General features: G+C 72.6%; 21 protein-coding genes. 9 read left to right on the top strand and 12 right to left on the bottom strand.

From position 1 onward, the window contains the following. Positions 1-20: 20 nt before the first annotated feature. From ACNAVT_RS11295 to ACNAVT_RS11285, 3 genes are all read right to left on the bottom strand, one after another. Complete coding sequence (locus ACNAVT_RS11295) at positions 21-995, bottom strand: threonine aldolase family protein (protein ID WP_416295633.1); 975 nt, start codon at positions 993-995, stop codon at positions 21-23. Between the two features lie 104 nt (positions 996-1,099). Further along, entirely contained in the window at positions 1,100-2,506 is a 1,407-nt protein-coding gene (locus ACNAVT_RS11290; RefSeq protein ID WP_416295341.1) for a class II 3-deoxy-7-phosphoheptulonate synthase, read from the bottom strand. Between the two features lie 116 nt (positions 2,507-2,622). Next, the gene (locus ACNAVT_RS11285; protein ID WP_416295339.1) at positions 2,623-3,144 is read right to left on the bottom strand and encodes a hypothetical protein; all 522 of its coding nucleotides are present in this window, start codon (positions 3,142-3,144) and stop codon (positions 2,623-2,625) included. A 233-nt stretch (positions 3,145-3,377) separates the two neighbouring features. Here ACNAVT_RS11285 and ACNAVT_RS11280 point away from each other — a divergent pair, with 233 nt between their 5' ends. Continuing rightward, positions 3,378-4,370 (top strand): helix-turn-helix domain-containing protein, encoded by a 993-nt coding sequence (locus ACNAVT_RS11280; protein WP_416295337.1) that lies wholly within the window; start codon positions 3,378-3,380, stop codon positions 4,368-4,370. A gap of 66 nt (positions 4,371-4,436) precedes the next feature. On the opposite strand, the gene ACNAVT_RS11275 is transcribed toward ACNAVT_RS11280, so the two are convergent. Further along, positions 4,437-6,080: a glycosyl hydrolase family 18 protein gene (locus tag ACNAVT_RS11275; protein WP_416295335.1), complete on the bottom strand. Its 1,644-nt coding sequence runs from the start codon at positions 6,078-6,080 to the stop codon at positions 4,437-4,439. A gap of 142 nt (positions 6,081-6,222) precedes the next feature. On the opposite strand from ACNAVT_RS11275, the gene ACNAVT_RS11270 reads away from it, so the two are divergent. Next, positions 6,223-6,714 (top strand): glutathione peroxidase, encoded by a 492-nt coding sequence (locus ACNAVT_RS11270; protein ID WP_416295333.1) that lies wholly within the window; start codon positions 6,223-6,225, stop codon positions 6,712-6,714. An 87-nt stretch (positions 6,715-6,801) separates the two neighbouring features. Then, positions 6,802-8,094 carry an exo-beta-N-acetylmuramidase NamZ domain-containing protein gene (locus ACNAVT_RS11265; protein ID WP_416295331.1) on the top strand — a complete coding sequence of 431 codons (1,293 nt, stop codon included), beginning with the start codon at positions 6,802-6,804 and terminating at the stop codon, positions 8,092-8,094. Between the two features lie 102 nt (positions 8,095-8,196). Here the strand turns inward: ACNAVT_RS11265 and ACNAVT_RS11260 are convergent, their stop codons facing one another. Continuing rightward, a complete protein-coding gene (locus ACNAVT_RS11260) occupies positions 8,197-9,000 on the bottom strand; it encodes an SGNH/GDSL hydrolase family protein (protein WP_416295329.1) in 804 nt (267 codons plus the stop codon). 194 nt (positions 9,001-9,194) lie between these two features. Here ACNAVT_RS11260 and ACNAVT_RS11255 point away from each other — a divergent pair, with 194 nt between their 5' ends. After that, positions 9,195-10,001: a hypothetical protein gene (locus tag ACNAVT_RS11255; RefSeq protein ID WP_416295327.1), complete on the top strand. Its 807-nt coding sequence runs from the start codon at positions 9,195-9,197 to the stop codon at positions 9,999-10,001. 53 nt (positions 10,002-10,054) lie between these two features. On the opposite strand, the gene ACNAVT_RS11250 is transcribed toward ACNAVT_RS11255, so the two are convergent. Further along, positions 10,055-10,405, bottom strand: a complete 351-nt coding sequence (locus ACNAVT_RS11250) for a DUF2203 domain-containing protein (protein ID WP_416295325.1) — start codon at positions 10,403-10,405, stop codon at positions 10,055-10,057. Between the two features lie 147 nt (positions 10,406-10,552). On the opposite strand from ACNAVT_RS11250, the gene ACNAVT_RS11245 reads away from it, so the two are divergent. Then, complete coding sequence (locus ACNAVT_RS11245; RefSeq protein ID WP_416295323.1) at positions 10,553-11,038, top strand: hypothetical protein; 486 nt, start codon at positions 10,553-10,555, stop codon at positions 11,036-11,038. A 42-nt stretch (positions 11,039-11,080) separates the two neighbouring features. On the opposite strand, the gene proC is transcribed toward ACNAVT_RS11245, so the two are convergent. From proC to ACNAVT_RS11230, 3 genes are all read right to left on the bottom strand, one after another. Next, the gene (proC, locus tag ACNAVT_RS11240; RefSeq protein WP_416295321.1) at positions 11,081-11,899 is read right to left on the bottom strand and encodes a pyrroline-5-carboxylate reductase; all 819 of its coding nucleotides are present in this window, start codon (positions 11,897-11,899) and stop codon (positions 11,081-11,083) included. 72 nt (positions 11,900-11,971) lie between these two features. Further along, positions 11,972-13,000: a 6-phosphofructokinase gene (locus ACNAVT_RS11235; RefSeq protein WP_416295631.1), complete on the bottom strand. Its 1,029-nt coding sequence runs from the start codon at positions 12,998-13,000 to the stop codon at positions 11,972-11,974. Positions 13,001-13,259: 259 nt separating this feature from the next. After that, entirely contained in the window at positions 13,260-13,754 is a 495-nt protein-coding gene (locus tag ACNAVT_RS11230; RefSeq protein ID WP_416295629.1) for a polyadenylate-specific 3'-exoribonuclease AS, read from the bottom strand. 245 nt (positions 13,755-13,999) lie between these two features. On the opposite strand from ACNAVT_RS11230, the gene ACNAVT_RS11225 reads away from it, so the two are divergent. Beyond that, complete coding sequence (locus ACNAVT_RS11225; RefSeq protein WP_073838866.1) at positions 14,000-14,692, top strand: Crp/Fnr family transcriptional regulator; 693 nt, start codon at positions 14,000-14,002, stop codon at positions 14,690-14,692. Positions 14,693-14,746: 54 nt separating this feature from the next. On the opposite strand, the gene ACNAVT_RS11220 is transcribed toward ACNAVT_RS11225, so the two are convergent. Beyond that, on the bottom strand, positions 14,747-14,956 hold the full coding sequence (locus ACNAVT_RS11220) for a hypothetical protein (RefSeq protein ID WP_416295319.1): 210 nt from the start codon (positions 14,954-14,956) through the stop codon (positions 14,747-14,749). Positions 14,957-15,142: 186 nt separating this feature from the next. Between ACNAVT_RS11220 and ACNAVT_RS11215 the strand changes: the two genes are divergently transcribed. Then, positions 15,143-18,730 (top strand): ATP-binding protein, encoded by a 3,588-nt coding sequence (locus ACNAVT_RS11215; RefSeq protein ID WP_416295317.1) that lies wholly within the window; start codon positions 15,143-15,145, stop codon positions 18,728-18,730. Positions 18,731-18,759: 29 nt separating this feature from the next. Here the strand turns inward: ACNAVT_RS11215 and ACNAVT_RS11210 are convergent, their stop codons facing one another. Further along, positions 18,760-19,452: a lysophospholipid acyltransferase family protein gene (locus tag ACNAVT_RS11210; protein WP_416295316.1), complete on the bottom strand. Its 693-nt coding sequence runs from the start codon at positions 19,450-19,452 to the stop codon at positions 18,760-18,762. 237 nt (positions 19,453-19,689) lie between these two features. Here ACNAVT_RS11210 and ACNAVT_RS11205 point away from each other — a divergent pair, with 237 nt between their 5' ends. Both ACNAVT_RS11205 and ACNAVT_RS11200 read left to right on the top strand, forming a co-directional pair. Beyond that, entirely contained in the window at positions 19,690-20,532 is an 843-nt protein-coding gene (locus tag ACNAVT_RS11205; protein ID WP_416295314.1) for a DUF308 domain-containing protein, read from the top strand. Positions 20,533-20,703: 171 nt separating this feature from the next. Continuing rightward, positions 20,704-22,122 (top strand): alpha,alpha-trehalose-phosphate synthase (UDP-forming), encoded by a 1,419-nt coding sequence (locus ACNAVT_RS11200; protein WP_416295313.1) that lies wholly within the window; start codon positions 20,704-20,706, stop codon positions 22,120-22,122. A gap of 21 nt (positions 22,123-22,143) precedes the next feature. Here ACNAVT_RS11200 and ACNAVT_RS11195 read toward each other — a convergent pair whose 3' ends face one another. After that, positions 22,144-22,968 (bottom strand): alpha/beta hydrolase, encoded by an 825-nt coding sequence (locus ACNAVT_RS11195; protein ID WP_416295311.1) that lies wholly within the window; start codon positions 22,966-22,968, stop codon positions 22,144-22,146. Positions 22,969-22,980 lie beyond the last annotated feature (12 nt).

The raw sequence follows: 22,980 nt of genomic DNA, 5'->3' as shown, positions 1-22,980 counted from the left end.
GCGGCGGAGCTGGGGCCGGGTCAGGCGCGGAGGATGCGGGTGAGGATCTCCGCCGCGCGATCGACGGCGGTGGCGTCGACGTCCAGGTGGGTGACCAGGCGGGCGGTACGCGGGCCGAGCACCGAGATCAGCACGCCCTCCGCCCGGGCGGCGGTGGCCAGGGCCTTCGCGTCGAGCGGGTGCTTGGTCAGGTCGAGCGGGACGATGTTGGTCCGCACCGGGGCGGCGAGCACGCCGAACGGGGCGACGGCCTCGGCCAGCCGGGCCGCCTTGGCGTGGTCCTCGGCCAGCCGCTCGACGTGGTGGGCGAGGGCGTACCTGCCGGCGGCGGCGAGGACGCCGACCTGCCGCATGCCGCCGCCCATCCGCTTGCGGACGAACCGGGCCCGGGCGATCTTGTCGGCACTGCCGACCACCAGCGAGCCGACCGGAGCGCCGAGGCCCTTGGAGAGGCAGACCGACAGGGTGTCGAAGAGCGCCCCGTACTCGGCCAGCGGCACCCCGTCGGCGACGTGCGCGTGCCAGATCCGGGCGCCGTCGCAGTGCAGGGCGAGGCCGTGCTCGTCGGCCACCCCGCGCAGCTCACGCAGGGTGGCCAGGGGGATCACCCCGCCGCCGCCCCGGTTGTGGGTCTGCTCGACGGCGATCGCCCGGGTCGGCACCGCGAAGTAACCGTCGGGTCGGACCATCCCGGCCACCACGTCCGGGTCGATCTCCGCGCCGACCGCCGGCCAGGTCCGCGACGAGATTCCGCCGTACGCGGCCGCCGCGCCGATCTCGTACGTGACGACGTGCGCGTCGGCGTCGCAGAGCAGCTCGTCTCCGGGCGGCACGAGCAACTGGAGGGCGATCTGGTTGGCCATCGAGCCGCTCGGGGCGAACAGCGCCGCCTCGTGCCCGAAGAGGGCGGCGACCTCGGCCTCCAGCGCGGCGACGGTGGGGTCCTCGCCGTAGACGTCGTCGCCGACCTCGGCGGCCGCCATCGCCTCCCGCATCCCGGCGGTCGGCCGGGTCACGGTGTCCGAACGAAGATCAATGAAGTCAGCCACAGTAGTCCTTTCGGCTGCCGACTGCGGGCCTCGCAAGCTCACTCCTCGCGTCAGCCACGGAGCATCTCCGCCACCAGGAAGGCCAGTTCCAGCGACTGCTGGGTGTTCAGTCGCGGGTCGCAGGCGGTTTCGTACCGGTCAGGTAGGTCGAGGTCCTCGATGCCCTGGGCACCGCCGAGGCACTCGGTGACATCTTCGCCGGTCAGTTCGACGTGCAACCCGCCCGGGTGGGTCTCCAGGCCGCGGTGCACCTCGAAGTAGCCGAGCACCTCGTCGACGATCCGGTCGAAGTGCCGGGTCTTGTAGCCGTTCGAGGACTCGTGGGTGTTGCCGTGCATCGGGTCGCACTGCCAGACCACCTTGGCGCCGGCCGCGGTGACCTTGGCCACGATCGGGGGCAGGGCGTCCCGGACCCGGTGGTTGCCCATCCGGCTGATCAGGGTGAGCCGGCCGGGGATGTTGTCCGGGTTGAGCTTCTCGCAGAGCTCGATGGCCTCGTCCGGGGTGGTGGTCGGGCCGAGCTTCACGCCGATCGGGTTGGCGACCCGGGAGATGAAGTCGATGTGCGCCCCGTCGATCTGCCGGGTCCGCTCACCGATCCAGAGGAAGTGCCCGGAGAGGCCGTACGCCCGGTTGTCGGAGATCCGGGTGAGCGCCCGGTCGTACTCCAGCGCGAGGGCCTCGTGCGAGCAGTAGAGGGTGACCGTGCGCAGAGCCTCGTCGTCGGTCATCCCGCAGGCACGGATGAAGGCGATCGCCCGGTCGATCTCGCGGGCGATCGCCTCGTAGCGCTCGCCCGCCGGCGACTGCCGGACGAAGTCCTTGTTCCAGTCGTGCACCGCGTGCAGGTCGGCCAGCCCGCCGGCCAGGTACGCCCGGAGCATGTTCATCGCGGCGGCCGAGTTGGCGTACGCCCGGATCATGCGCTGCGGGTCGGCGACCCGCGCCTCCGGCGCGGCCTCCAGCGAGTTGATCATGTCGCCGCGGTACGCCGGCAGGCCGCGCGCGTCGGTCGGCAGCGACCGGGGCTTGGTGTACTGGCCGGCGACCCGGGCCACCTTGACCACCGGCAGCGACGCGCCGTACGTCAGCACGATCGCCATCTGGAGCAGGGTGCGGGCGTTGGCCAGCAGGTGGCTCTCGGTGTTGTCGGCGAAGGTCTCCGCGCAGTCACCGCCCTGGAGCAGGAACGCCTTGCCCTCGCAGACCAGCGCGAGGCGCTGCCGCAGCTGATCGACCTCGTACGGCGCGACCACGGAGGGAACCGTGTCGAGCACCCGGCAGACCTCGGCGACCTGGGCCGGGTCCGGCCAGGGCGGCGTCTGCGCGCGGGGAAGCTCCCGCCAGCGGTCCAGGCCGAGGGCCGCGTCCTCGGCGGAGTCGAGGGTCGGACGACTGGTCCGCAGGCCCGGGCTGCCCACCGCGGGATGACTCAGCTGATGCCACTCATGGCGCATGAGAGAAAGCGTACGGCGACCATGGTCGTGACCGGTCGCCGAGGGGGACGGTTCCGGTGGTTGGGAGATCACCGACACACTTCCGGGCCGACCTGGGGTCAGCTCGGGTGGGAAAGTCAGGGGGTGATCGCCGGATCCGGGTTGTCGCCGGTGGTCGCCGGCTCCGGGGTGTTGCCGCCCGGCGCCTCGGCGGAGATGCACCAGTCGGCGCCACTGCGGGTGACCGTGAACAGCAGCGGCCGGGTGGCCTTGCGGGACCCGGCGGCGACCGTGATCGAGGTGCTGACCTCCTGGCCCTGGGGGCCGGACCGGACGTCGGTGATGGTGGCCTGCGGGACGGTGAAGTGGTCGGCGAAGTCGCCGTTGGGGCCGGTGGCGGCGGCGTCGAAGGCGGCCTGCGCGGGTGCGCAGAGCTGGCTGCGGCCGGCGTCGACGTCCTTGGCGGCCATCGCGTCGAGGTACGCCTGCACCCGCTCGCGGCTCTTGGCCGCCGCCTCGTCGGCCGGCGCCCGCTGCGCGTCGGTGGCCGCGGCGCCGACGGTGCCGTCCTCGCCCATGAGGCCGCAGCCGGCCAGGGCGGCCGGCAGGAGCGCGAGCAGGGCGGCGCCGGCCGCCACCCTCGGGTGCGTCAGGCCCATCGTTCCCTCCCATCGGCGCGGGCATCGAGGCATGCCGAGCGGCGAGTCTGCCACACCGACCTGGAGCCGTGACCCGCGCGGTGGTCGGCGGGATGCGGAACCGGGCCGGTGGCGTGCCCCATCCTCGCCTCCGCCGGCCCGTGCGGCCAGCCCGGCACGCGGCGGGCAGCCGGTTCGGGCGGGCTGGTTAGATCCGGGGACACGTCGCGGCGCCGGGCCGCGCGCTTCGGGAGGTGACGGTCATCCTCGCCGTGGCGTCGATCGACACCGCGTGGCTGCCCCCGGCGGAGCGGTTCGACTTCTGGCAGGACCTGGTTGCCCGCGAGTCGGCGGCGGCCCGGATCAGCAGCGCGCACGCCGACAACTTCACCGCCTCGGCCCGGGCGGTCGACCTCGGCGTGGTGAAGCTCGGCATGTGGCGCTACCCGTCGCTGGAGCTGGCCCGTACGGAACGGATGATCCGCAGCACGGACCCGGAGCTCTACGAGCTCGCCCTGCCGCTGTCCGGGCAGGGCGAGATGTCCCAGCAACGCCGGACGGGGCTGCTCGACCCGTCCGGCTTCGGCTTCATTGACACCGTCCGCCCGCACGGGTCCTGGCATGCGCCGGACCCGGCGGCGGCCGGACCCCTGGAGACGCTGACCGTCCTGCTGCCGCGCAGTGCCCTCCCGCTGCCCGCGCGCCGGGTGGAGGCGCTGTTCGCCGCCCACGTTCCGGCCGACCGCGGGATGGGCGCGCTACTCGCCACCTTCCTGCGGCGGATCATCGCGCATCCCGAGCAGTACGCGGCGGACGACGCACCCCAGCTGGGCCGGATCGCCCTGGACCTGATCTCCGGCACCCTGGCCCGGCGGCTCGACGTCGAGCGGGAGCTGCCCGTCGAGGTCCAGGACGCCGGCCTGCGGGCCCGGGTCGAGGCGTTCGTCCGGCGGCACCTGGCCGACCCGGACCTCACCCCGGCGGCCGTGGCGGCGGCGCACCACATCTCGCTGCGGTCGCTGCACCGGCTCTTCGCGGGCACCGGCATCACCATCGGGGCCATGATCCGCACCGAGCGGTTGGCCGGCTGCTTCCGCGACCTGGCCGACCCGCGCCTGCGCCACCAAGCCGTCCACCAGGTGGCCGCCCGCTGGGGCTTCCGGGACCGGGCGCACTTCAGTCGAGCGTTCCGGTCCGCGTACGGGCTCTCGCCCCGGGAGCACCGCGAGCGCGGCCTGCGGGGCTGAGCACCCGGCGGGGAGGGGCCGGTGCGGCCCCTCCCCGCCGGGTGGGTGGTGCGTCGGCAGCTCGGCTCAGCCGAGACCGCCCTTGATGGCGCCGATCAGCTCGCCGTTGCTGGTGTCACCGGAGAGCTCCCAGAAGAACGCGCCACCGAGGCCCTGGTTCTTCACGTACGTCATCTTGCCGCCGATGGTGGACGGGGTGTCGTAGCTCCACCAGTTGCTGCCGCACTTGGCGTACGCGGTGCCGCCGACGGTGCCGGTGGCGGGGCAGGTGTTCTTGAGCACCTTGTAGTCGTCGATGCCCTGTTCGTAGGTGCCGGGTGCCGGGCCGGTGGCGGTGCCGCCCGGGGCGGACTGGGTGACGCCGGTCCAGCCTCGGCCGTAGAAGCCGACGCCGAGCAGCAGCTTGTCGGCCGGGACGCCCTTGCCCTTGAGCTTCTGGATCGCCGCGTCCGCCCAGAAGCCCTGCTGCGGGATGCCGGTGTACGAGTAGAGCGGGGAGTGCGGGGCGGTGGGCCCCTGGGCGTTGAAGGCGCCGAAGTAGTCGTAGGTCATCGGCATCAGCCAGTTGAGCTGCGGCGCGGCGCCCGCGTAGTCGGCGGCGTCGATCTTGCCGCCGTTGCTGCCGTCGGCGGTGATCGCCGCGGTGACCAGGAAGCTGGAGCCGAACTTGGTGCGCAGCGCGCTGATCACGTTCTTGAAGGCGTTCGGGCCGCTGCTGTCGCACTGGAGACCGCAGGCGTTCGGGTACTCCCAGTCGATGTCGATGCCGTCGAAGACGTCCGCCCAGCGCGGGTCCTTGACCAGCGCGTAGCAGGAGTCGGCGAAGGCGGCCGGGTTCTGCGCCGCCTGGGTGAAGCCGGCCGACCAGGTCCAGCCGCCGAAGGACCAGAGCACCTTCAGGTTCGGGTACATCTTCTTGAGCTTGCGGAGCTGGTTGAAGCTGCCGCGCAGCGGCTGGTCCCAGGTGTCCGCGACGCCGTCCACGCTGTCGGCCGCGGTGTACGCCTTGTCGTAGTCGGCGTAGCTGTCGCCGATGCTGCACCGGCCGCCGCTGGTGTTGCCGAAGGCGTACAGGATGTGGGTGAGCTTGGCCGCGGACCCGCTGGTGTGGATGTTCTTCACGTGGTAGTTGCGGGCGTAGACGCCCCACTCGGCGAAGTAGCCGACCACCTTCTTACCGCCCGAGGGCGGGGGCGTGGTGGGCGGAGGTGTGGTGGGTGGGGTGGTCGTCGGCGGGGTCGTGGTCGGCGGCGTGGTCGTGGGCGGGGCGGTGGTCGGCGGCCTCGTGGTCGGCGGCGGGGTGCCGCCACCTGAGCAGGAGGCGCCGTTGACGGTGCAGTTCAGCGGCGCCTTGTACGCCCCGGTGCCGTTGTAGCCCCAGCTGAAGCTGGCCCCGGGGGCGAGCGGGCCGGCCCAGCTCTTCTTGACCGCGACGTAGTGGTTGCCGCCGCTGGTGACGTCGGCGTCCCAGAAGGTGGCGATGGTGGTGCCCGCGGGCAGGTCGAACTCGATGCGCCAGGTGTCCACGCTGGCACTGGTGCCGTTGGTGACGGTCACCTTCGTCTCGTGACCGGTCCCCCAGTCCTGCACCTTGGTGAAGGTGGCGGTCACGCTGCCCGCGGCGGAGGCGGTCGCCATCGGCACCGCTGCGACCGCCAGCGCGAAGACGGCACCGGTGGCCCAGAGGGCCTGGCGGAGCGATCTCTTCATACGGCGTCTCCCTAAACAGTTAGGAAACTTTCCAAATTGTTTCTGAGACGCTACTCACGCCGTCATCACTTCGTCAAGATGTAGATGCTTCGATTTGTTGGGCCTGCGCCGTCCGGCCCCGGCGGGCGCGTAGCCTCGCCCCATGAGCGTTTTCGACGTGCGGATCAACGCCCTCTCCGGTGGCCCGGCCGACCTCGGGCGATACCGCGGCCGCGCCCTGCTGGTGGTCAACGTGGCCTCCCGGTGCGGCCTGACCCCGCAGTACGCCGGCCTGCAGGCCCTCGCCGACGAGTACGCCGACCGGGGCCTGACGGTGCTCGGCGTGCCGTGCAACCAGTTCGCCGGCCAGGAGCCCGGCACGGCCTCGGAGATCGAGGAGTTCTGCCAGGTCAACTACGGCGTGACGTTCCCGCTGACGGAGAAGGTCGACGTCAACGGACCGGGCCGGCACCCGCTCTACGCCGAGCTGGTGTCCACCCCGGACGCCGAGGGACACACCGGCGACGTGCGGTGGAACTTCGAGAAGTTCCTGGTCGCGCCGGACGGCACGGTGGCCGCCCGGTTCGCCCCGCAGGTGACCCCGGACGCCCCCGAGCTGCGCGCCGCGATCGAGAAGGCGCTGCCGGCCAACTGACGCCGCCCGGGGCGCCTGTAGGGAACCTTCCTTGACCGAGCATTGAGATGTAACTAAGTTTCAATGTTCTCGGACGAGGAGGTCCTTATGGAACGCAGAAGGTTCCTGGCCGGCGCCGGTGCGGTCGCCGCGGGCGCGGTCGCCGCGACGGCCCCGGGCGCCCCGGGGCAGGCCGTACCCGGCATCCGGCGGGTCGCGACCGGCCTGGACATGCTGGTCGATTCCGGATTCGCCGCCCTGGCCGGCCAGCGGGTGGGGGTGGTGTCCAACCCCACCGGCGTGGATTCGGCGTACCGGCACCTCGTCGACCTGATGCACGCATCGGGCCGCGTGCAGGTCGTCGCGGCGTTCGGCCCCGAGCACGGATTCCGCGGGTCGGCCCAGGCCGGCGGAAGCGAGGGCACCGGGACGGACGCCCGCACCGGCATCACGGTCTACGACGCGTACGGCGCGAGCCAGGCAAAGTGGGAGAGCCTGCTCACCCAGGCCGGCGTGGACACGGTCGTCTTCGACATTCAGGACGTCGGGGCCCGGTTCTACACCTACATCTGGACGATGTACACCTCGATGGTCGCGGCGGCCCGGGTCGGCAAGCGATACGTCGTCCTCGACCGGCCCAACCCGGTCGGCGGACGGGCGTACGGACCGATGATGACCCCCGCCTACACGTCGGGCGTGGGGCTGAAGGAGATCGTCCAGCAGCACGGCATGACCGTCGGCGAACTCGCCCGATTCTTCAACGCGGAGTTCCTGCCCGCCGACGCCGGACGGTCGGTCGAGCTGGAGGTGGTCCGGTGCAAGCACTGGAAGCGGGACCTGCTCGCCGCCGACACCGACCTGCCCTGGGTGATGCCCAGCCCCAACATGCCCACTCCCGACACCGCGTTGGTCTACCCCGGCACCTGCCTCTTCGAGGGAGTCGCCTCGATCACCGAGGGGCGGGGCACCTGCCGGCCGTTCGAGCTGATCGGGGGGCTTGCCAACGATTTCGACTACCACTGGGGGGACCGGCTCAACGCCCGGAACCTGCCGGGTGTCGAGTTCCGCGAGGCGTACTTCACACCGACGTCGGCGGGGCAGAAGCCGGCCCTGCTGAACAAGCTCTGCGCCGGCGTCGAGATCAAGGTCGTCGATCGGGCCGCCTACGACCCCATCCGTACCGCCGTGGCGATGCTGGTGGAGGCGCGCCGGTACCCGGCCTTCGCGTGGCGGTTCGACTCGTATGACGCCACCCGGCCGTACTGGGTGGACAAGCTGACCGGGTCGCCCCGCCTGCGCACGATGATCGACGCGGGCGCCGAGGTGGACGACGTGGTCGGCGCCTGGTCCGACGAGCTGTCCGCCTTCGAACAGCGGCGGCGCCCGTACCTGCTCTACTGATTCCCCCGTCTCCTCGGCGATGCCGTGGAGCGCGGTCTCATCCCGGGCTCCACGGCCCCCGCTCCGCCCCTCATGCGGACCGGAGCGGAGGCCGTGCCTCGGTCAGCCCGCCGCGGAGCGGAAGACCGGGTAGTAGCCGCCGGACTGCCCCGCGGCCGTCGGGTGGTACGAGATGGTGAGGTTGAGGTAGTTCAAGGCGTGCAGCCACTTCTCGCCGTAGCTGCACAGCTGGTGGCCGACGAAGATCGACCGGACGTCGGCGAACGTGAAGCCGGCCGAGGTCGCCGCCGTCCGCGTGGTGTCGTCCAGCAGGTTGATACCTTCGTTGATCTTGGCGCGGGAGTTCGCGCTGAGCCCGACACAGATCGTGCCGAGCTGGTAGAAGACCGGGTAGCCGACGACCACCACCCGCGCCGAGGGCGCCCGGCTCTTGATGCCGTTGTAGACGTTGGCCAGTTTGCCGGGCAGCTCCGTCCGGACCTTGTTCTCGGCCGTCTGGATGGCGGCGATGCACTGGGTCTCACCCTGCAGCACGCAGGTGGTCATGATGCTGGAGAAACCGACGTCGTTGCCGCCGATGGTGATGCTGACCAGCGTGGTGCTCGACGACAGCGCGGAGAGCTGGTTGTTGATGACGTCGGCCGTGGTCGCGCCGGAGCAGGCCACCGAGCGGTACGAGGCCGGCTTGATGTTGGTGTTGTAGAGCGCGGGATAGGCGTTGGTGCTGCGCAGGCAGGACCCGCTCTCGGAGGTGTAGCTGTCGGCGCCGACACCGGAGGCGTACGAGTCGCCGAGCGCGACGTACCGGTCGGTCGCGGCGGCCTGGGCGGGGGCGGCCAGGCTCAGCATGACGCCGAGCGACGACGCCAGGGTCAGGGCGAGGGTGGCAAGACGGGATCTCCGCACGTCGCACTCCTGGGGGTGGGAAGTGGTGGTGGGAGATAGATATCAATAGATCAAACCCGGATGGAAGATCGACAATTCGCAGCGGCTGCCGATAGACACTTATGGACACAAATCAATGCCGAATCAGGATTGCTCACTGAAATTCCGGCCAGGTGACGCTGCGCCTCGGGACGGGAGTCGACTACGGTCCGGCCATGGACCGCCTGCGCGAGATCACCTTCCGCCTGCCCCGGACGCCCGACTCACGCGCCTTCCTCGGCGAACTGCGCACGCTGCTCGCCGACGTGGCCTACGCCGAACCCGCCGACGCGGGCGGGCCCCGGGAAACGGGCGACCGTCTCACGCTCACCCCACCGCGGCCCACCGGCGCCCGCCCGGTGACGACGTTCGCCCTGGCCGACGTGGCCGGGCCCGAGGTCATCCTCGACATCGGCCGGTCCGTCGACCTTCGGGCCGGCGCCGCGCCCGACGGGCAGGCGCCCGCCGGCATCGAGATGGCGGAGCTGACCCGCCGCCTCGCCGGACACGCCCGGCGGGTCGATCACACCGGCGTGAACCTGCCCACCAGCACGCTCCCGCCCGAGCGGTGGCGGGACCTGGTCCACGCGATCGCCTCGACGTCCACCATGTACCACTACCCCACCGGGGAGGAGTGGCCGTTCGTCCTCCCCTCCACCGCGGACGAGCTTTCCGGGGACATCCGCGACTTCGTCGTCGGCCGCGAGCCCCGGTTCGAACTGGTCTACGACCAGTGGCGGACACAGCCGGAATGGCAGTTCGCGATCTGGACCGACCTGACCCGCGCCGAGCTGGAACTGCTGTTCCCCGAGCCCGAAGGGATCACGTTCCCCGGCCTCGAGGAGATCTTCCGGGTCGTCCCGGTCCGCCATCCCTGGCCGGGCCTGGGCATCCGGTTCGATCTCTGCTACCGCATCGACGACGGCCCGTCCGACTGGGAGACCGGCGAATGGCTCGTCACCAGCGGCGGCCGGATCCGCTGACCTCGCCCGGACAGCCCGGGTCGACCGCCGGGTGGACCACGACGGATGGGCGGTCAGACCGGGCGGCGGCCGGCGAAGCCGCACTCGACCCGGTGGTACCAGCGGACGTCGTCGTCCCCCTCCAGCCAGCACCAGAGCACGGCCCGGCCGTCCCGCTCGCCGGGAAAGTCCAGCAGCACCGGGGCGATGCCCTTGACCTCGATGTCGTGCTGGTGGAGTTCCTCCACGACGGCGTGCAGCCGGGCTTCGACGGCCTTCACCTCGGCGAGCCCACCGAGCGCGCTGACGCCGCTCTCGGCCAGGTCGACCCGGAGTTCGGCGAGGTCGGCGCGGAGCCGGATCAGCTCGTCGATGCGCGGCCGCAGCGTGGCCACCAGGTGTCGCGCCTGGGCGAGAGTGAACATCGCCCCAGTATGCCGGGGCGGACGGCAGAGTCAGCGCATGAGCGGCACGGACGTCCGCTTTACCACAGTGGACAGATCTTCTAATATCGATGTCTATCGTTTGGCTGGTTCCCCCGACACTCCCCCACCCCCGAAAAGGAACCGACGATGAGAGCAGCTCGTCTCGTGGCGGCCCTGGCCACCCTGCTGACGGTCGTGGTCGCTCCGGGCATCGCCCACGCCGCCTCGATCACCCAATCCTTCTACGCCGACTCCGGCGATGCCTGCCGGTACGGCGTCACCGACGGCACTCTCGGCTGGCGCTACGGCACCGCTTCACCTTTGCCGATGCTCGGCGTCGACGTCAGCGGCAAGCTCACCGACCGGCCACTGCCCAGCGGGCCCGCCACCTGCACCGGCGACGGGTACTACAGCAGGGCCACGTTCATCGCCTATGCCGGCGCGGTCGAGGTCGACCGGCAGACCCGGGTGGCCGACAACGGCGTGGTGCCGTTCACGTTCACCCTCGGCGGCAACTCCACCTCGACGGGCGTCAACCGCGTCGTGGTCCAGGTCTGCCGCAGCCCGGTCATCACCCTTCCGCCCAGCTACTGCGGCAAGCCGGTCACCTACCTGGCGCCACCTGTCGCCTGACATCCGGCGAGCCGGGCCCGATCAACCCGGACGGGCCTGCGCTCAGTCGGCCTGGGCGGCCAGCTCGCGGGCCCGGTCGCGAGCGGCCTCCAGCGCCGCGAGCATGGCCGCGCGTACGCCGTGGTTCTCCAGCTCGCGGATGGCGGAGATGGTGGTGCCGGCCGGCGAGGTGACCGCCTCGCGCAGCTTGACCGGGTGCTCGCCGGAGTCGCGGAGCATCACCGCCGAGCCGATGGCGGTCTGCACGATCAGCTCGTGCGCCACCTGGCGGGGCAGGCCGAGCAGGATGCCGGCGTCGATCATGGCCTCGACCAGCAGGTAGAAGTAGGCGGGACCGGAGCCGGAGAGGGCGGTCACCGCGTCCTGCTGGGACTCGGGCACCCGGACGGTGGCGCCGAGCGGCTTGAACATCTCCTCGGCGAGGGCCAGGTGCGCGCCAGTGGCGTGCGCGCCGGCCGAGATCGCGCTCATCGCCTCGTCCACCAGCGCCGGGGTGTTGGTCATCACCCGGACCACCGGGGTGCCCTCGGGCAGCCGCCGGCTGAAGAAGGTGGTGGGCAGGCCGGCGCAGAGCGAGATGACCAGCTTGTCGGCCGGCACCTTGGGGCCGATCTCGTCCAGCAGCGCCCCCGCGTCCTGCGGCTTGACCGAGATGGCGAGCACCGCCGCCTCGTCCACCGCGGTGAGGTTGTCCACCACCCGGACGCCGTACCGGGCGGTCAGTTCCTCCGCGCGGGCGGGACGCCGGGCGGTGGCGAGCAGCCGTTCCACCGGCCAGCCGGAGCGGAGCAGCCCGGAGAGCATCAGCTCGCCGATCTTGCCCGCGCCGATCACCGCGACCGTGTGCACCTCGGGCGCCATGACGCCGTACCCCTCTCGATGGAGGCGGTGGTGTGGCCGACCCGGCCGGGCCCGCCACACCACCGCCGTCGATCAGCTGCCGAAGAAGACCTCGGCCTCGGCGTACCGCTCCAGCGGCACGGTCTTCAGCTCCCGGGTGGCGTCGGCGAGCGGGACCCGGACGATGTCGGTGCTCTTCATCGCGACCATCTTGCCCCAGTCGCCCTCGTGCGCCGCGTCGATGGCGTGCAGGCCGAGCCGGGTGGCGAGCACCCGGTCGAACGCGGTCGGGGTGCCGCCGCGCTGGATGTGCCCGAGCACCACCGTGCGGGCCTCCTTGCCGGTCTTCGCCTCCAGCTGCTCGGCGAGCCACTGGCCGATGCCGCCGAGGCGGACGTGGCCGAACGAGTCCAGCTCCTGGTTGTGCAGCACCATCTGGCCCTCCAGCGGCTGGGCGCCCTCGGCGACCACGACGATCGGGGCGTACTGGTGCTGGAAGCGCTTCTCGACGTACCCGGCGACCTGGTCGACGTCGAAGTGCCGCTCGGGCAGCAGGATCACGTTGGCGCCACCGGCGAGGCCGGCGTGCAGGGCGATCCAGCCGGCGTGCCGGCCCATCACCTCGACGACCAGGGTGCGGTGGTGGCTCTCCGCGGTGGTGTGCAGTCGGTCGATCGCCTCCATGGCGATGTTGACCGCGGTGTCGAAGCCGAAGGTGTAGTCGGTGGCGCCCAGGTCGTTGTCGATGGTCTTCGGCACGCCGACGACCTTGACGTCCAGCTCGTGCAGCTTGGTGGCGACGCCGAGCGTGTCCTCGCCGCCGATGGCGATCAGCGCGTCCACGCCCTGCGCGGCAAGGTTCTCCTTGATCCGCTCGACGCCGTTCTCGATCTTGAACGGGTTGGTGCGGGACGAACCGAGGATGGTGCCGCCGCGCGGCAGGATGCCGCGGACATCCGCGATGCCCAGCGGCCTGGACAGACCCTCCAGCGGGCCCTTCCAACCATCCCGGAAGCCCACGAACTCGTGATCGTAGGTGGCGACGCCCTTGCGGACCACCGCCCGAATCACCGCGTTGAGACCAGGACAGTCGCCGCCGCCGGTGAGCACGCCGATACGCATGATCTGCTCATCCTCCTGGAGCATCAGGTGAAGCCCGGATAAGCCCCAGGATATGTGTCAGATCAGACCATCGGCGCCGTTGCCGGCCCGGGGCGGGCCGTCAGAGCGCACTGTAGTCGGCGTGGGAGCGCGGCGACACCGCGCCCCGGCCCCTCACGCCCGCCGGACCGGCTACCGGCCAGTAGCTGACCTGCTGGTTCTCCCCGCCTCGATGCCGGACCCGGCACCCGGACAGGAACCGGTCAAACCTGCCGACAGGTCACCCGGTCATCGCCCGCCAGCGCGCCAGGTTGTGCCGGGCGTCGACCAAGGCGTCGTGCCGGTCCGCCTCGGCGTCGGGCAGCCTCGGCCGGCCCCGGTCGTCCCAGAGCTGGCGCAGCTCCTTGGTGAACCGCGGGATCTCCCGGGGCAGCGCCGGCATCGCCCCCCAGAGCTGGGCCAGCACCACGTGGTCGTACGCCGCGTACCAGGCCCACAGCTCGAGCTGCTCGCCCGGCCGGTCCCGGACCGGCTCCAGCAGGAACTCGTGGAGGTCGTCGCGGATCCGCTCCCGGGAGCGCCACGCGCGGTCGGCGGGCGAGGGGAGCTTGTCCAGGACGTTGCGACGCACCCAGGGCACGGCTCGGGAGTCGTCGAACTCGGTGGAGACCGCGTAGAACTCGCGGCCGTACTCGTCGACGACGCCGATCGACACCAGGTCGACGATCCGGCCGTCCTCGATGAATTCGCAGTCGTAAAAGTAGCGGTAGACCATCCCCGTCATCCTCACCCACCGCCACCGCCGCCCGGTCGGCGGGGCAACCGCCGAGGTCGGCGATGCCGCCCGCGCCGCAGCTCGCAAGGGTCACGGAACTGTTTCCAGGGGTGTACAGCAAGCGACCGGAGCGTCATGATCTGATGTGTACCGTTACCGGACGCCGAACCGGTTCAGATGCCTACCGGGGAGTCGGGTTCACCCGGTGAGCGAGTTGTGGTCCTTGACCGGGGAGGGGTTGGGCCGTGGAGGTTCGCCTGCCGGAGCCGGGTGACGCGCTCACGGGCGTGGAGATGTTCGCCGGGCTCGAGCCCGAGGTGCGCCAGCGGGTCATCGCCGCGGCGGTGCCACGCACCTACCGCAAGGGTCAGTTGCTCTTCGTGGAGAACGACCCGGGCGAGTCGCTGATCGTGCTGCGCCGGGGCGCCGTGGCCGTCTTCCGCACCGCCCCGACCGGCGAACGCGCCGTGCTGTCGGTGATCCGACCGCCGGACGTGCTGGGTGAGGTCTCCCTGCTGGACGCCTCGACCCGGTCGGCGTCGGCCGAGGCCATCGAGGACTGCGCGGCCCTGGCGTTGTCCCGCCCGGCGTTCATGGAGCTGGTGCACTCCAATCCGCGCATCCTCGACGCGGTGATGCGTTCGCTCGGCGGGCTGATCCGCCGGCTCACCGAGCAGAACGCCGACCACGTCTTCCTCGACCTGCCCGGCCGGGTGGCCAAGACGCTGGTCCGGCTGGCCGGCGAGAGCCAGGCCCCGATGATCACGATCGAACTCAACCAGAGCCAGCTCGCCGAGATGGCCGGCGGCTCCCGGCAGAGCGTCAACCAGGCGATCGGCTCGTTCGCCAGCCGGGGCTGGCTGCGCACCGAGGGACGCCGGATCGTGGTGACCGACGTGGCCGCGCTGCGCCGCCGCGCCGGGATGAACGACCGCTGACGGATACGCACAGGGCCGGGGCGAGACCGCCCCGGCCCTGTCGTGTCGTCCGGCTCAGATCCCGGCGCTGCCCGGTCCGGCCCACTTGGGGGCGCTGCCCGGGCCCGCCCAGTTGGCGGTCTCATCGCCACCGGAGCCCTCGCTGACGATGCCCTCGGCCTGCAGCGAGGCGAGGGTGCCCGCATCCACGTCGACGGAGTCCCCCGCCGAGTGGGCGACGCCGTCGCCGTCGGTCCAGTCGCTCTCCAGCCTCACAAACACCATGGTGTGTCCCCCTTGATCACAGTCGTCGTACGGGCATGAATGTAGTCCGCGAAACGCGCCGAAGACCGACCCAGCGAGTGTCCACTAGCCAACAGCCCGGTACCTGACACCCTCGGCGGCAGGCGATACTCACTGTGGACGCCGCGGGGGCCGGTGCCCGGCCGGGACCGGCCTCAGGATCCACCAGTGGAGGGTGTCATCTCCGCGCAGTGTGAGCGTTGTGGACGTACCGCCGCCGACGGCGACCGCTTTTGCGGTGGCTGCGGCGCGGAGCTGGGCGCGGTCTGCCCGCACTGCCTGCGCCCGCTCGCCACCGACGTGGCCTTCTGCACCTCGTGCGGCACGCCGAGGGCGGGCGCCAGGCCGGCGGTCCCCGCGCCGCAGGAGGACCGCCGCCGGGTCAGCGTCCTCTTCGTCGACCTGATCGACTTCACCCCGTACGTCGAGCGGGCCGACCCGGAGCAGGTCCGCGGCATGCAGACCGGCTTCTTCTCCGCCGCCAAGCGGGTGGTCGGGCAGTACGGCGGGGTGGTCGAGAAGTACATCGGCGACGCCGTGATGGCGTTGTTCGGCGCGCCGGTGGCCACCGAGACCGACGCGCTGCGCTGCGTACGGGCCGGCCTGGAGCTGCAGCGGGTGCTGACCCGGTTCGCCCCGACCGGCCACGACGAGCTGCGCTTCCGGGTCGGCGTGGCGACCGGCGAGGCGCTGGTGGACGTGGCCGCAGCCCGCGACGGCGGGCAGGCGATCGTGGCCGGCGACGTGGTCAACACCGCCTCCCGGATGCAGTCGGTGTCGCCGCCCGGCGGGGTGCTGGTCTGCGGCGTCACCCACGCGTTGACCAAGGACGCCATCCGCTACGAGGAGCAGCCGCCGGTCACCCTGCGCGGGCGTTCCACCCCCACCGAGGTCTGGCTGGCCCTGGCCCCGGTACGCCGGCAGCCGACCGACCGGGAGTCGGACACCACGCCCCTGATCGACCGCGAGCACGAGCTGGGCCTGCTGGTCAACGCCCTGCACCGGTCGCTGCGGGACCGGCTCCCGCAGGTGGTGACCGTCTTCGGCCGGGCCGGCATCGGCAAGAGCCGGCTGGTCCGCGAGCTCTACCGGCACGCCGGGCGGCTGGTCGACGAGCCGCTGAGCTGGCGTACCGGGCGGTGCCCGCCGTTCGGGGAGAACGTCACCTTCGCCGCGCTCGCCGACATCGTGAAGACCGAGGCCGGCATCCTCGACACCGACCCGGCCTCGGCCGCGGCGCAGCGACTCACCGCGGCGGTCACCGAACTGGTCGGCCCGGCCGAGCGGGACCGGATCGTCGACGCGCTGCGGCCGTTGGTCGGGCTGGCCGGCCCCCCGCTGCCCGCCGAGGAGGCCGAGTCGGCGTGGCGACGCTTCCTGCTGGCCCTCGCCGCCCGGCGCCCCACCGTGCTGGTCTTCGAGGACCTGCACTGGGCCGACGACGCGATGCTGCGCTTCGTCGAGCTGCTCGGCGCGGCCGCCCGGGACGTACCGCTGCTGCTGCTGTGCACCTCCCGGCCCGAGCTGGTCGACCGGGACCCGACCTGGGCGGGGACCATCACCGGTTCGGTCACCATCACCCTGCCCCCGTTGCGGGACACCGGCATCGCCTCGCTCTACGCGCACATGTTCGGCCAGGCGGCGTTCTCCGCCGACATGCTCAGCCCGCTGGTGGAGGTGGCCGGCGGCAACCCGCTCTACGCCCACGAATACGTCCGGATGCTCATCGAGCAGGGCGCGCTGCGCCAGTCGGGGCGCGGCTGGTCGCTGGAGAAGCACCTCGACCTGCCCATGCCGGAGAGCGTGCACGCGGTCATCGCCAACCGGATCGACCTGCTCGACGCGAAGGACCGGGCGGTGCTGCTGGCCGCGTCGGTGGTCGGCGTGCAGTTCTGGCCGGGCGCGGTGGCCGCCGCGCTGGGCCAGTCGGTCGAGTCGGTGGAGCGGGCGCTGCGCCGGCTGGAGCAGCGCGACTTCGTGCACGAGCAGGCGGCGTCCACGATGGCCGGGCAGTCGGAGTTCCGGTTCCGGCATGTGCTGGTCCGGGACGTCTGCTACCAGCGGTTGCCGCGTACCGAGCGGGTGGCCCGGCACGAGCGGACCGCCGGCTGGCTGGACGCACTCTCGCAGAGCCGGGACACCGACCTGGCCGAGGTGCTCGCCCACCACCGGTGGGCGGCCCACGAGATTGCCCGCACGCTCGGCATGGACCCCCACCGGTACGCCGGCCCGGCGCGCGCCGCGCTGCATCGGGCGGCCCGCCGGGCGTACGCCCTGCACGGGCTGGACGCCGCGGCCAATCACGCCGGCCGGGCGCTGGGCCTGGCCGACGACAGCGACCCGGTCGGCCGGTTGCAGCTGGAGCTGCTGAGCACCGAGATCTCGTTCTACCGGGACGGCAACGCGTTCCTTTCCGGGGGCGGGCCGGAGCAGCTGCACGCGCTCGCCGACCGGCTGCTCGCGCACGGCGACGACGCCTGCGCCGCGCGGGCCTGGACGCTGCTCGGTCAGGCGGCCTGGCTGCGCGCCGACCGGGGTGCGGCGGTGGCCTGCCTGGGCCGGGCGGTGGCGCTGTTCGAGCCGCTGCCGGACAGCGCCCAGAAGGCGGACGCGCACGCCGAGCTGGGCCGGCTGCACATGCTCAACTACGAGCGGGACGCGGCGGTCGCCGCAGCGGAGACGGCCGCCGGGATCGGCGAGCGGCTGGGGCTGGTGGAGACCCGCACCAACGCCCGGATCACCGCGGCCACCGCCCGCTACCAGGCCGGCGAGCGGGCCGGCCTGGACGAGCTGCACGCGATCGTGGAGCAGAGCCGGGGGCAGCAGCTGCTGGCGCTGCCGCGGGCGGTGCAGAACCTGGCCTACGCGGTCCGTGAGGAGGGCGACTGGCTGCGCTCGAACGCGCTGTTGTCCGCCGCGCCGACGCGTACGGCCAGCGGGCAGACGCTGACCACCAGCTACTCCGGCGAGGCGATGCGGGCGTACTTCGACGGGGACTTCGCCCGGCTGCTGACCGCCGCAGACGCCTTCGTGGACACCCCCACCGGCGGCTGGGACATGCAGGTCCGCGGCCTGCGCTCGTGCCTGCTGGTGCTGCGCGGCCAGCCGGTGCCGCCGGCGCCCCGGCCGGCCCCGGACCAGCGCGACGGCGCCCCCGAGGAGCCCGCGCCCCGGCACCGGGACGACGTGGCCGCCGCGCTGGACAGCGCCCGCCGCAGCGGCTTCCACCGGCCACACTGGACGATGCTCGGCATGGCGGCGCTGTGCCGAGCGCTGCAGGGGCGGGCGGACCAGGCGGCGAAGCTGGTCGACGAGCTGGCCGACTCGTGGTCGGCGGTGCCGGCGCTGGCCAGCGGCGAGTGGATCGCCGCGGCGGCGTACGCGGCGACCGTGGCCGGCCGGGACGCGGCGGTGCGGGTCCGGGCGATGCTCGACCGGCTCGGGCACCGGACGCCCTGGTCGGACGCGGCGCTGCGGACGGTCACCGCAGCCGTCGCCGCGGCGGACGGCGACCACCGTCGCGCCGGAGAGCTGCACCTGGCGTCCGCGGAGATCTACGCCCGGGTCCCGGACGTGACCGACCGGATGCTGGCCCTGGCCCTGGCCGTCGCCGAGCTGGACCTGGCCGGGGACCGGGCCGCGCTCGCCGCGCCGCTGGCCGAGGTACGCGCCTTCGCCCAGCGCAACGAGGCGCCGGGCCTGCTCGCGCTGGCCCGCCGGCCGGTGCCCGACACCGGCTCCGCGGTTGCCTGCTGAGCCGCGCCCGACCCGGGTTCGGCGCGGCGTCAGGCCGGGACCGGCTCCTTCGGCTGGCCCTTCGCCTGCTGCGCGTACATGTCGACGTACTCGCGGCCGGAGAGCTCCATCAGTTCGTACATGATCTCGTCGGTGACCGCCCGCTCGACGAACCGGTCGCCGGCCATCCCCGCGTACCGGGAGAAGTCCAGCGGGGCGCCGAAGCGGATCCGCACCCGCTTGACGTGGGGGATGACCTGGCCGGGCGGCTGGATCTCGTCGGCGTTGAGCATCGCCATCGGGACCACCGGGGCGCCGCTCTCCAGGGCGAGCCGGGCCACGCCGGTCTTGCCCCGGTAGAGCCGGCCGTCGGGCGAGCGGGTGCCCTCGGGATAGATGCCGGCGATCCCGCCGGCCCGCAGCACCTTCAGCTGGGTGTCCAGCGCGGCGCGGGCGGCCCGGCCGCCGGAGCGGTCGACCGGGATGGTGCCGGAGCCGACGAAGAACATCTTCGTCAGCCAGCCCTTGATGCCCTTCCCGGTGAAGTACTCCGCTTTGGCGATGAATGTGACTTTTCGCTTGACGATGAGCGGTGTGAAGATCGAATCGGAGAAGGAGAGGTGGTTGCTCGCCAGGATGACCGGGCCGGCCTCGGGGACGTTCTCGAGCCCTTCGACCTGCGGGCGGAAGATCAGCCTCAGCGGCGGGCCGAGGATGATGTACTTCAGCAGCCAGTACAGCACCGGAGTCCTTCCAGGCAGGGGCGGCGACGGCCGCGGTCACCGGGGATCCCGGAGCGGGCCGCCGGGACGCGCCCGGGGCGCCGCCGGCGCCGGGACTGTCGGGGATGAGCCTACGAACCGGGAGCGGCACGCCACAACGCACTCCCGGAACCGGGTCCCGACGTGTCACGATTCAGGGCACGGCGTGCGGGGCGCCGGATCAACACGCACCGGTGGGTGCGGCAAGGAGGGTGTCCGGTGTCAGCGGGTGGGCCCCGCCGGGGGCGGCGGGACAACGGGCTCGACGCGGCGGAATACGCGGTCGCGGGCGACGTCGATCCGCGCGTCGGCGAACACCTGCTCGACGTGCTCGCCGCCGGCGGGATCGCCGCATACCTCCAGCCCTCGGCCGACCTGAACCCGGTCACCCGCACCACCACCGTCCCGTCCCGGCCGATCGACCGGCTCTACGTCGACCGCTCGCACCTGACCACCGCCCGGGACTACCTCACCCAGCTCACCGACGAGGGCGGCCGCGAGCCGGCCCGCAACGAGCCGGACGTCGAGGCCGAGTTCGCGAAGATCATCGCCGGCTTCCACACCACGCCGACCGCCGGGAGCCACCCGTGGCCGGCCGCCGAGGACGTCGACGACCCGGTCGACCCGCCCGGTCCGCCGGGGAGCGCGGGCGGCCGCACGGAGGAGACCGGCGGCCCGACCGCCACCGACGTCCGGCGCCTGCCGTACGCGGCGGACGTGTCCGGGATCTCGGTGAGCCCGCGCGACCGGCACGACGAGCCCTCGCTGCTGGACGGGCTGGACACCTTCGGCGCCGACCTGCCGGACGACGACGAGGATCACTACACCCCGCCACCGCCGCCCCCGCTGCCGCGCTTCTCGAAGTACGCGGTGATCGGCGTGCTCTGCATCGTGGTCGGGTTCGTGCTCTTCCTCTCCCCCACCGTGCTGCCGATCACCGACCCGTCGGTGGTGACGCTGCTCGGCTTCACCGGCATCCTGGCCGGCTTCGTGATGCTGATCTGGCGCCTGCGACCCGGCGACGCCGACGAGGACGACCCGGACGACGGCGCGGTCGTCTGACCCGCGCCGCCCCGCCGCTCGGATGCCGGGACGGTGCCCGCGCGGCCCGACCGCGTAACAGTGGTGTAACTTACTGTCAGTAGGAATACGGCCGTACGTCACGTCCCGCACCGGCTGCCCGGGTTGTCCGTCACTTCGGTGGTCGGTCCTCTGCTGATCGGAATGCCCGAGATGCGACAGAGTCCCCTCGTGGTGGTGGCCAACCGCCTTCCCGTCGACGACAGTGTGGCGCCGGACGGCGCCTTCGAGTGGCGCCGCTCCCCCGGCGGCCTGGTGAACGCCCTGCACCCGCTGCTCCGGCACACCCCGGTCACCTGGGTCGGCTGGGCCGGGGGCACCGGCCCCGCGCCGCAGCTACCCGACGTGGACGGCATCCGGATGCACACCGTGTCGCTCAGCGGCGACGACCTCCGCGATCACTACGAGGGCTTCGCCAACGCGACCCTCTGGCCGCTCTACCACGATGCGGTCGAGCAGCCCGAATACCACCGTCGCTGGTGGGAGGCGTACCGACGGGTCAACCAGCGCTTCGCCGCGGCCGCCGCCGAGGTGACCGAGCCGGGCGGCCTGGTCTGGGTGCAGGACTACCACCTCCAACTGCTCCCGGGGCTGCTCCGGGAACTCCGCCCCGACCTGCGGATCGGCTTCTTCCTGCACGTGCCGTTCCCGCCGCCGGAGCTGTTCATGCAGCTCCCCCGCCGGGTCGAGCTGCTGCGCGGCATGCTCGGCGCCGACCTGATCGGCTTCCAGCGGGCCCAGGCCGCGCACAACTTCGCCCAGCTGGTGACGAAGGTGCTCGACCTGCCGGCCACCGACCGGCGGATCGGCGTCGGCGACCGGGTGGTCCGGGTCGGTGCCTTTCCCGTCTCCATCGACACCGCCGAGATGGCCGCGCTCGCGGCCCGGCCCGAGGTCGCCGACCGTGCCGGCCGGCTGCGCCAGGACCTCGGCGGCCCCGAGCGGGTCATCCTCAGCGTCGACCGCATGGACTACACCAAGGGCATCGAGCAGCGCCTCCAGGCGTACCGCGAGCTGCTGGCCAGCGGGGACGTCAAGGTCCGCGACACCGTGCTGATCCAGGTCGCGGTGCCCAGCCGGGACCGTGTCGCGCAGTACCGGATCCTCCGCGACCGGGTGGCACACCAGGTCGGCCGGATCAACGGCGAGTTCGGCCGGGTCGGCGAGCCGGCGATCCACTACCTCAGCCAGCCGTTCGACCGGACCGAGCTGGTCGCCCTCTACCGGGTCGCCGACGTGATGGCGGTGACCCCGCTGCGGGACGGGATGAACCTCGTCGCCAAGGAGTACGTCGCCGCCCGGGTGGACGACACCGGAGCGCTGCTGCTCAGCGAGTTCGCCGGCGCCGCCGCGGAACTGGAGCAGGCGTACCTGGTCAACCCGCACGATCTGGACGGGCTCAAGCAGGGGCTGCTCGCGGCGCTGCGGGCCACGCCCGAGGACGTCTCCGCCCGGATGCGGGGGATGCGGGAGCACCTGCACCGCAACGACATCCACGCCTGGGCGCGCTCGTACCTCAGCGCCCTGGGCGAGAGCGGGTCGCAGCTGCACCGGCTCGCCGGCACCGACTGATCCGGCGACCGGCTCCGACGGTCAGTGCGGCGTCGGCGCCGGATCCTTCTCCAGCCAGTCCAGGATCGCGTCGATCGGCTCCCGCCAGCGGGCGTCGAGCATCAGGTCGTGCCCCATGCCGGGGAAGAGCAGCGGGGCCGAGGCGTACCGGCGGGCGGCCCGGGTCAGCGCGGCCGACGACACCACCCGGTCGTCCGGGCTGCCCAGCACCAGCACCGGCGGGCGCCCCACCGCCGGCTCCGGCTGCCGGCCGGTGAGCAGCTGCCACTGCGCCCGCCGGCCAGCCCGGCCCAGCTGGGAGACGTACCGGCGGGCGTCGCCGTCGGGCAGCTCCCGGCTGAACAACTGGCGACGGCTGAGCCGCAGGCGACCACCGAAGACCGCCGGCAGGGTGCCGGCGGGGTTGCGCCGCAGCGCGGTGCCGAACGTCCCCCAGCCGCCGAGCACCGGCGCCACCAGCACCGCCGCCCTGGCCGGGTAGCGGGCCAGGGCGTGCGCGAGCACCCGAGCGCCGGCGCCGTGGCCCACCAGCACCGCCTGCCGCGGCAGGCCCGCCGCCACCTGGGCCACGTCATGGGCGTACGACCGCAGCGTCGCCTCCGGCGCCGGGGCGCTGGCTCCGTGCCCGCGCAGGCTCAACGCGTACGCCGGAAAGCCGCGGGAAGCCACATGCCCCAGCCAGTGTTCGGCGAACGCCCACGCCCCGTGCCCGAACCCGGGTACGAAGAGCAACGGCGGTTTCGCCTCCTCCAGCTCGGGCACCGCGGCGAGCACCTCGCGGCGGGCCGGGCGCTCCGGGCGGGCCCACTCCCACGACCGGACGATGCGCACCCGCTCCGCGGTCACCGTGCCCGCCTT

It is taken from the genome of Micromonospora sp. SL4-19 (assembly GCF_047921475.1).
Classification (GTDB): domain Bacteria; phylum Actinomycetota; class Actinomycetes; order Mycobacteriales; family Micromonosporaceae; genus Micromonospora.
The sequence above is the reverse complement of the archived record's forward strand: the minus strand, read 5'-3'. Positions and strand labels throughout refer to the sequence as shown.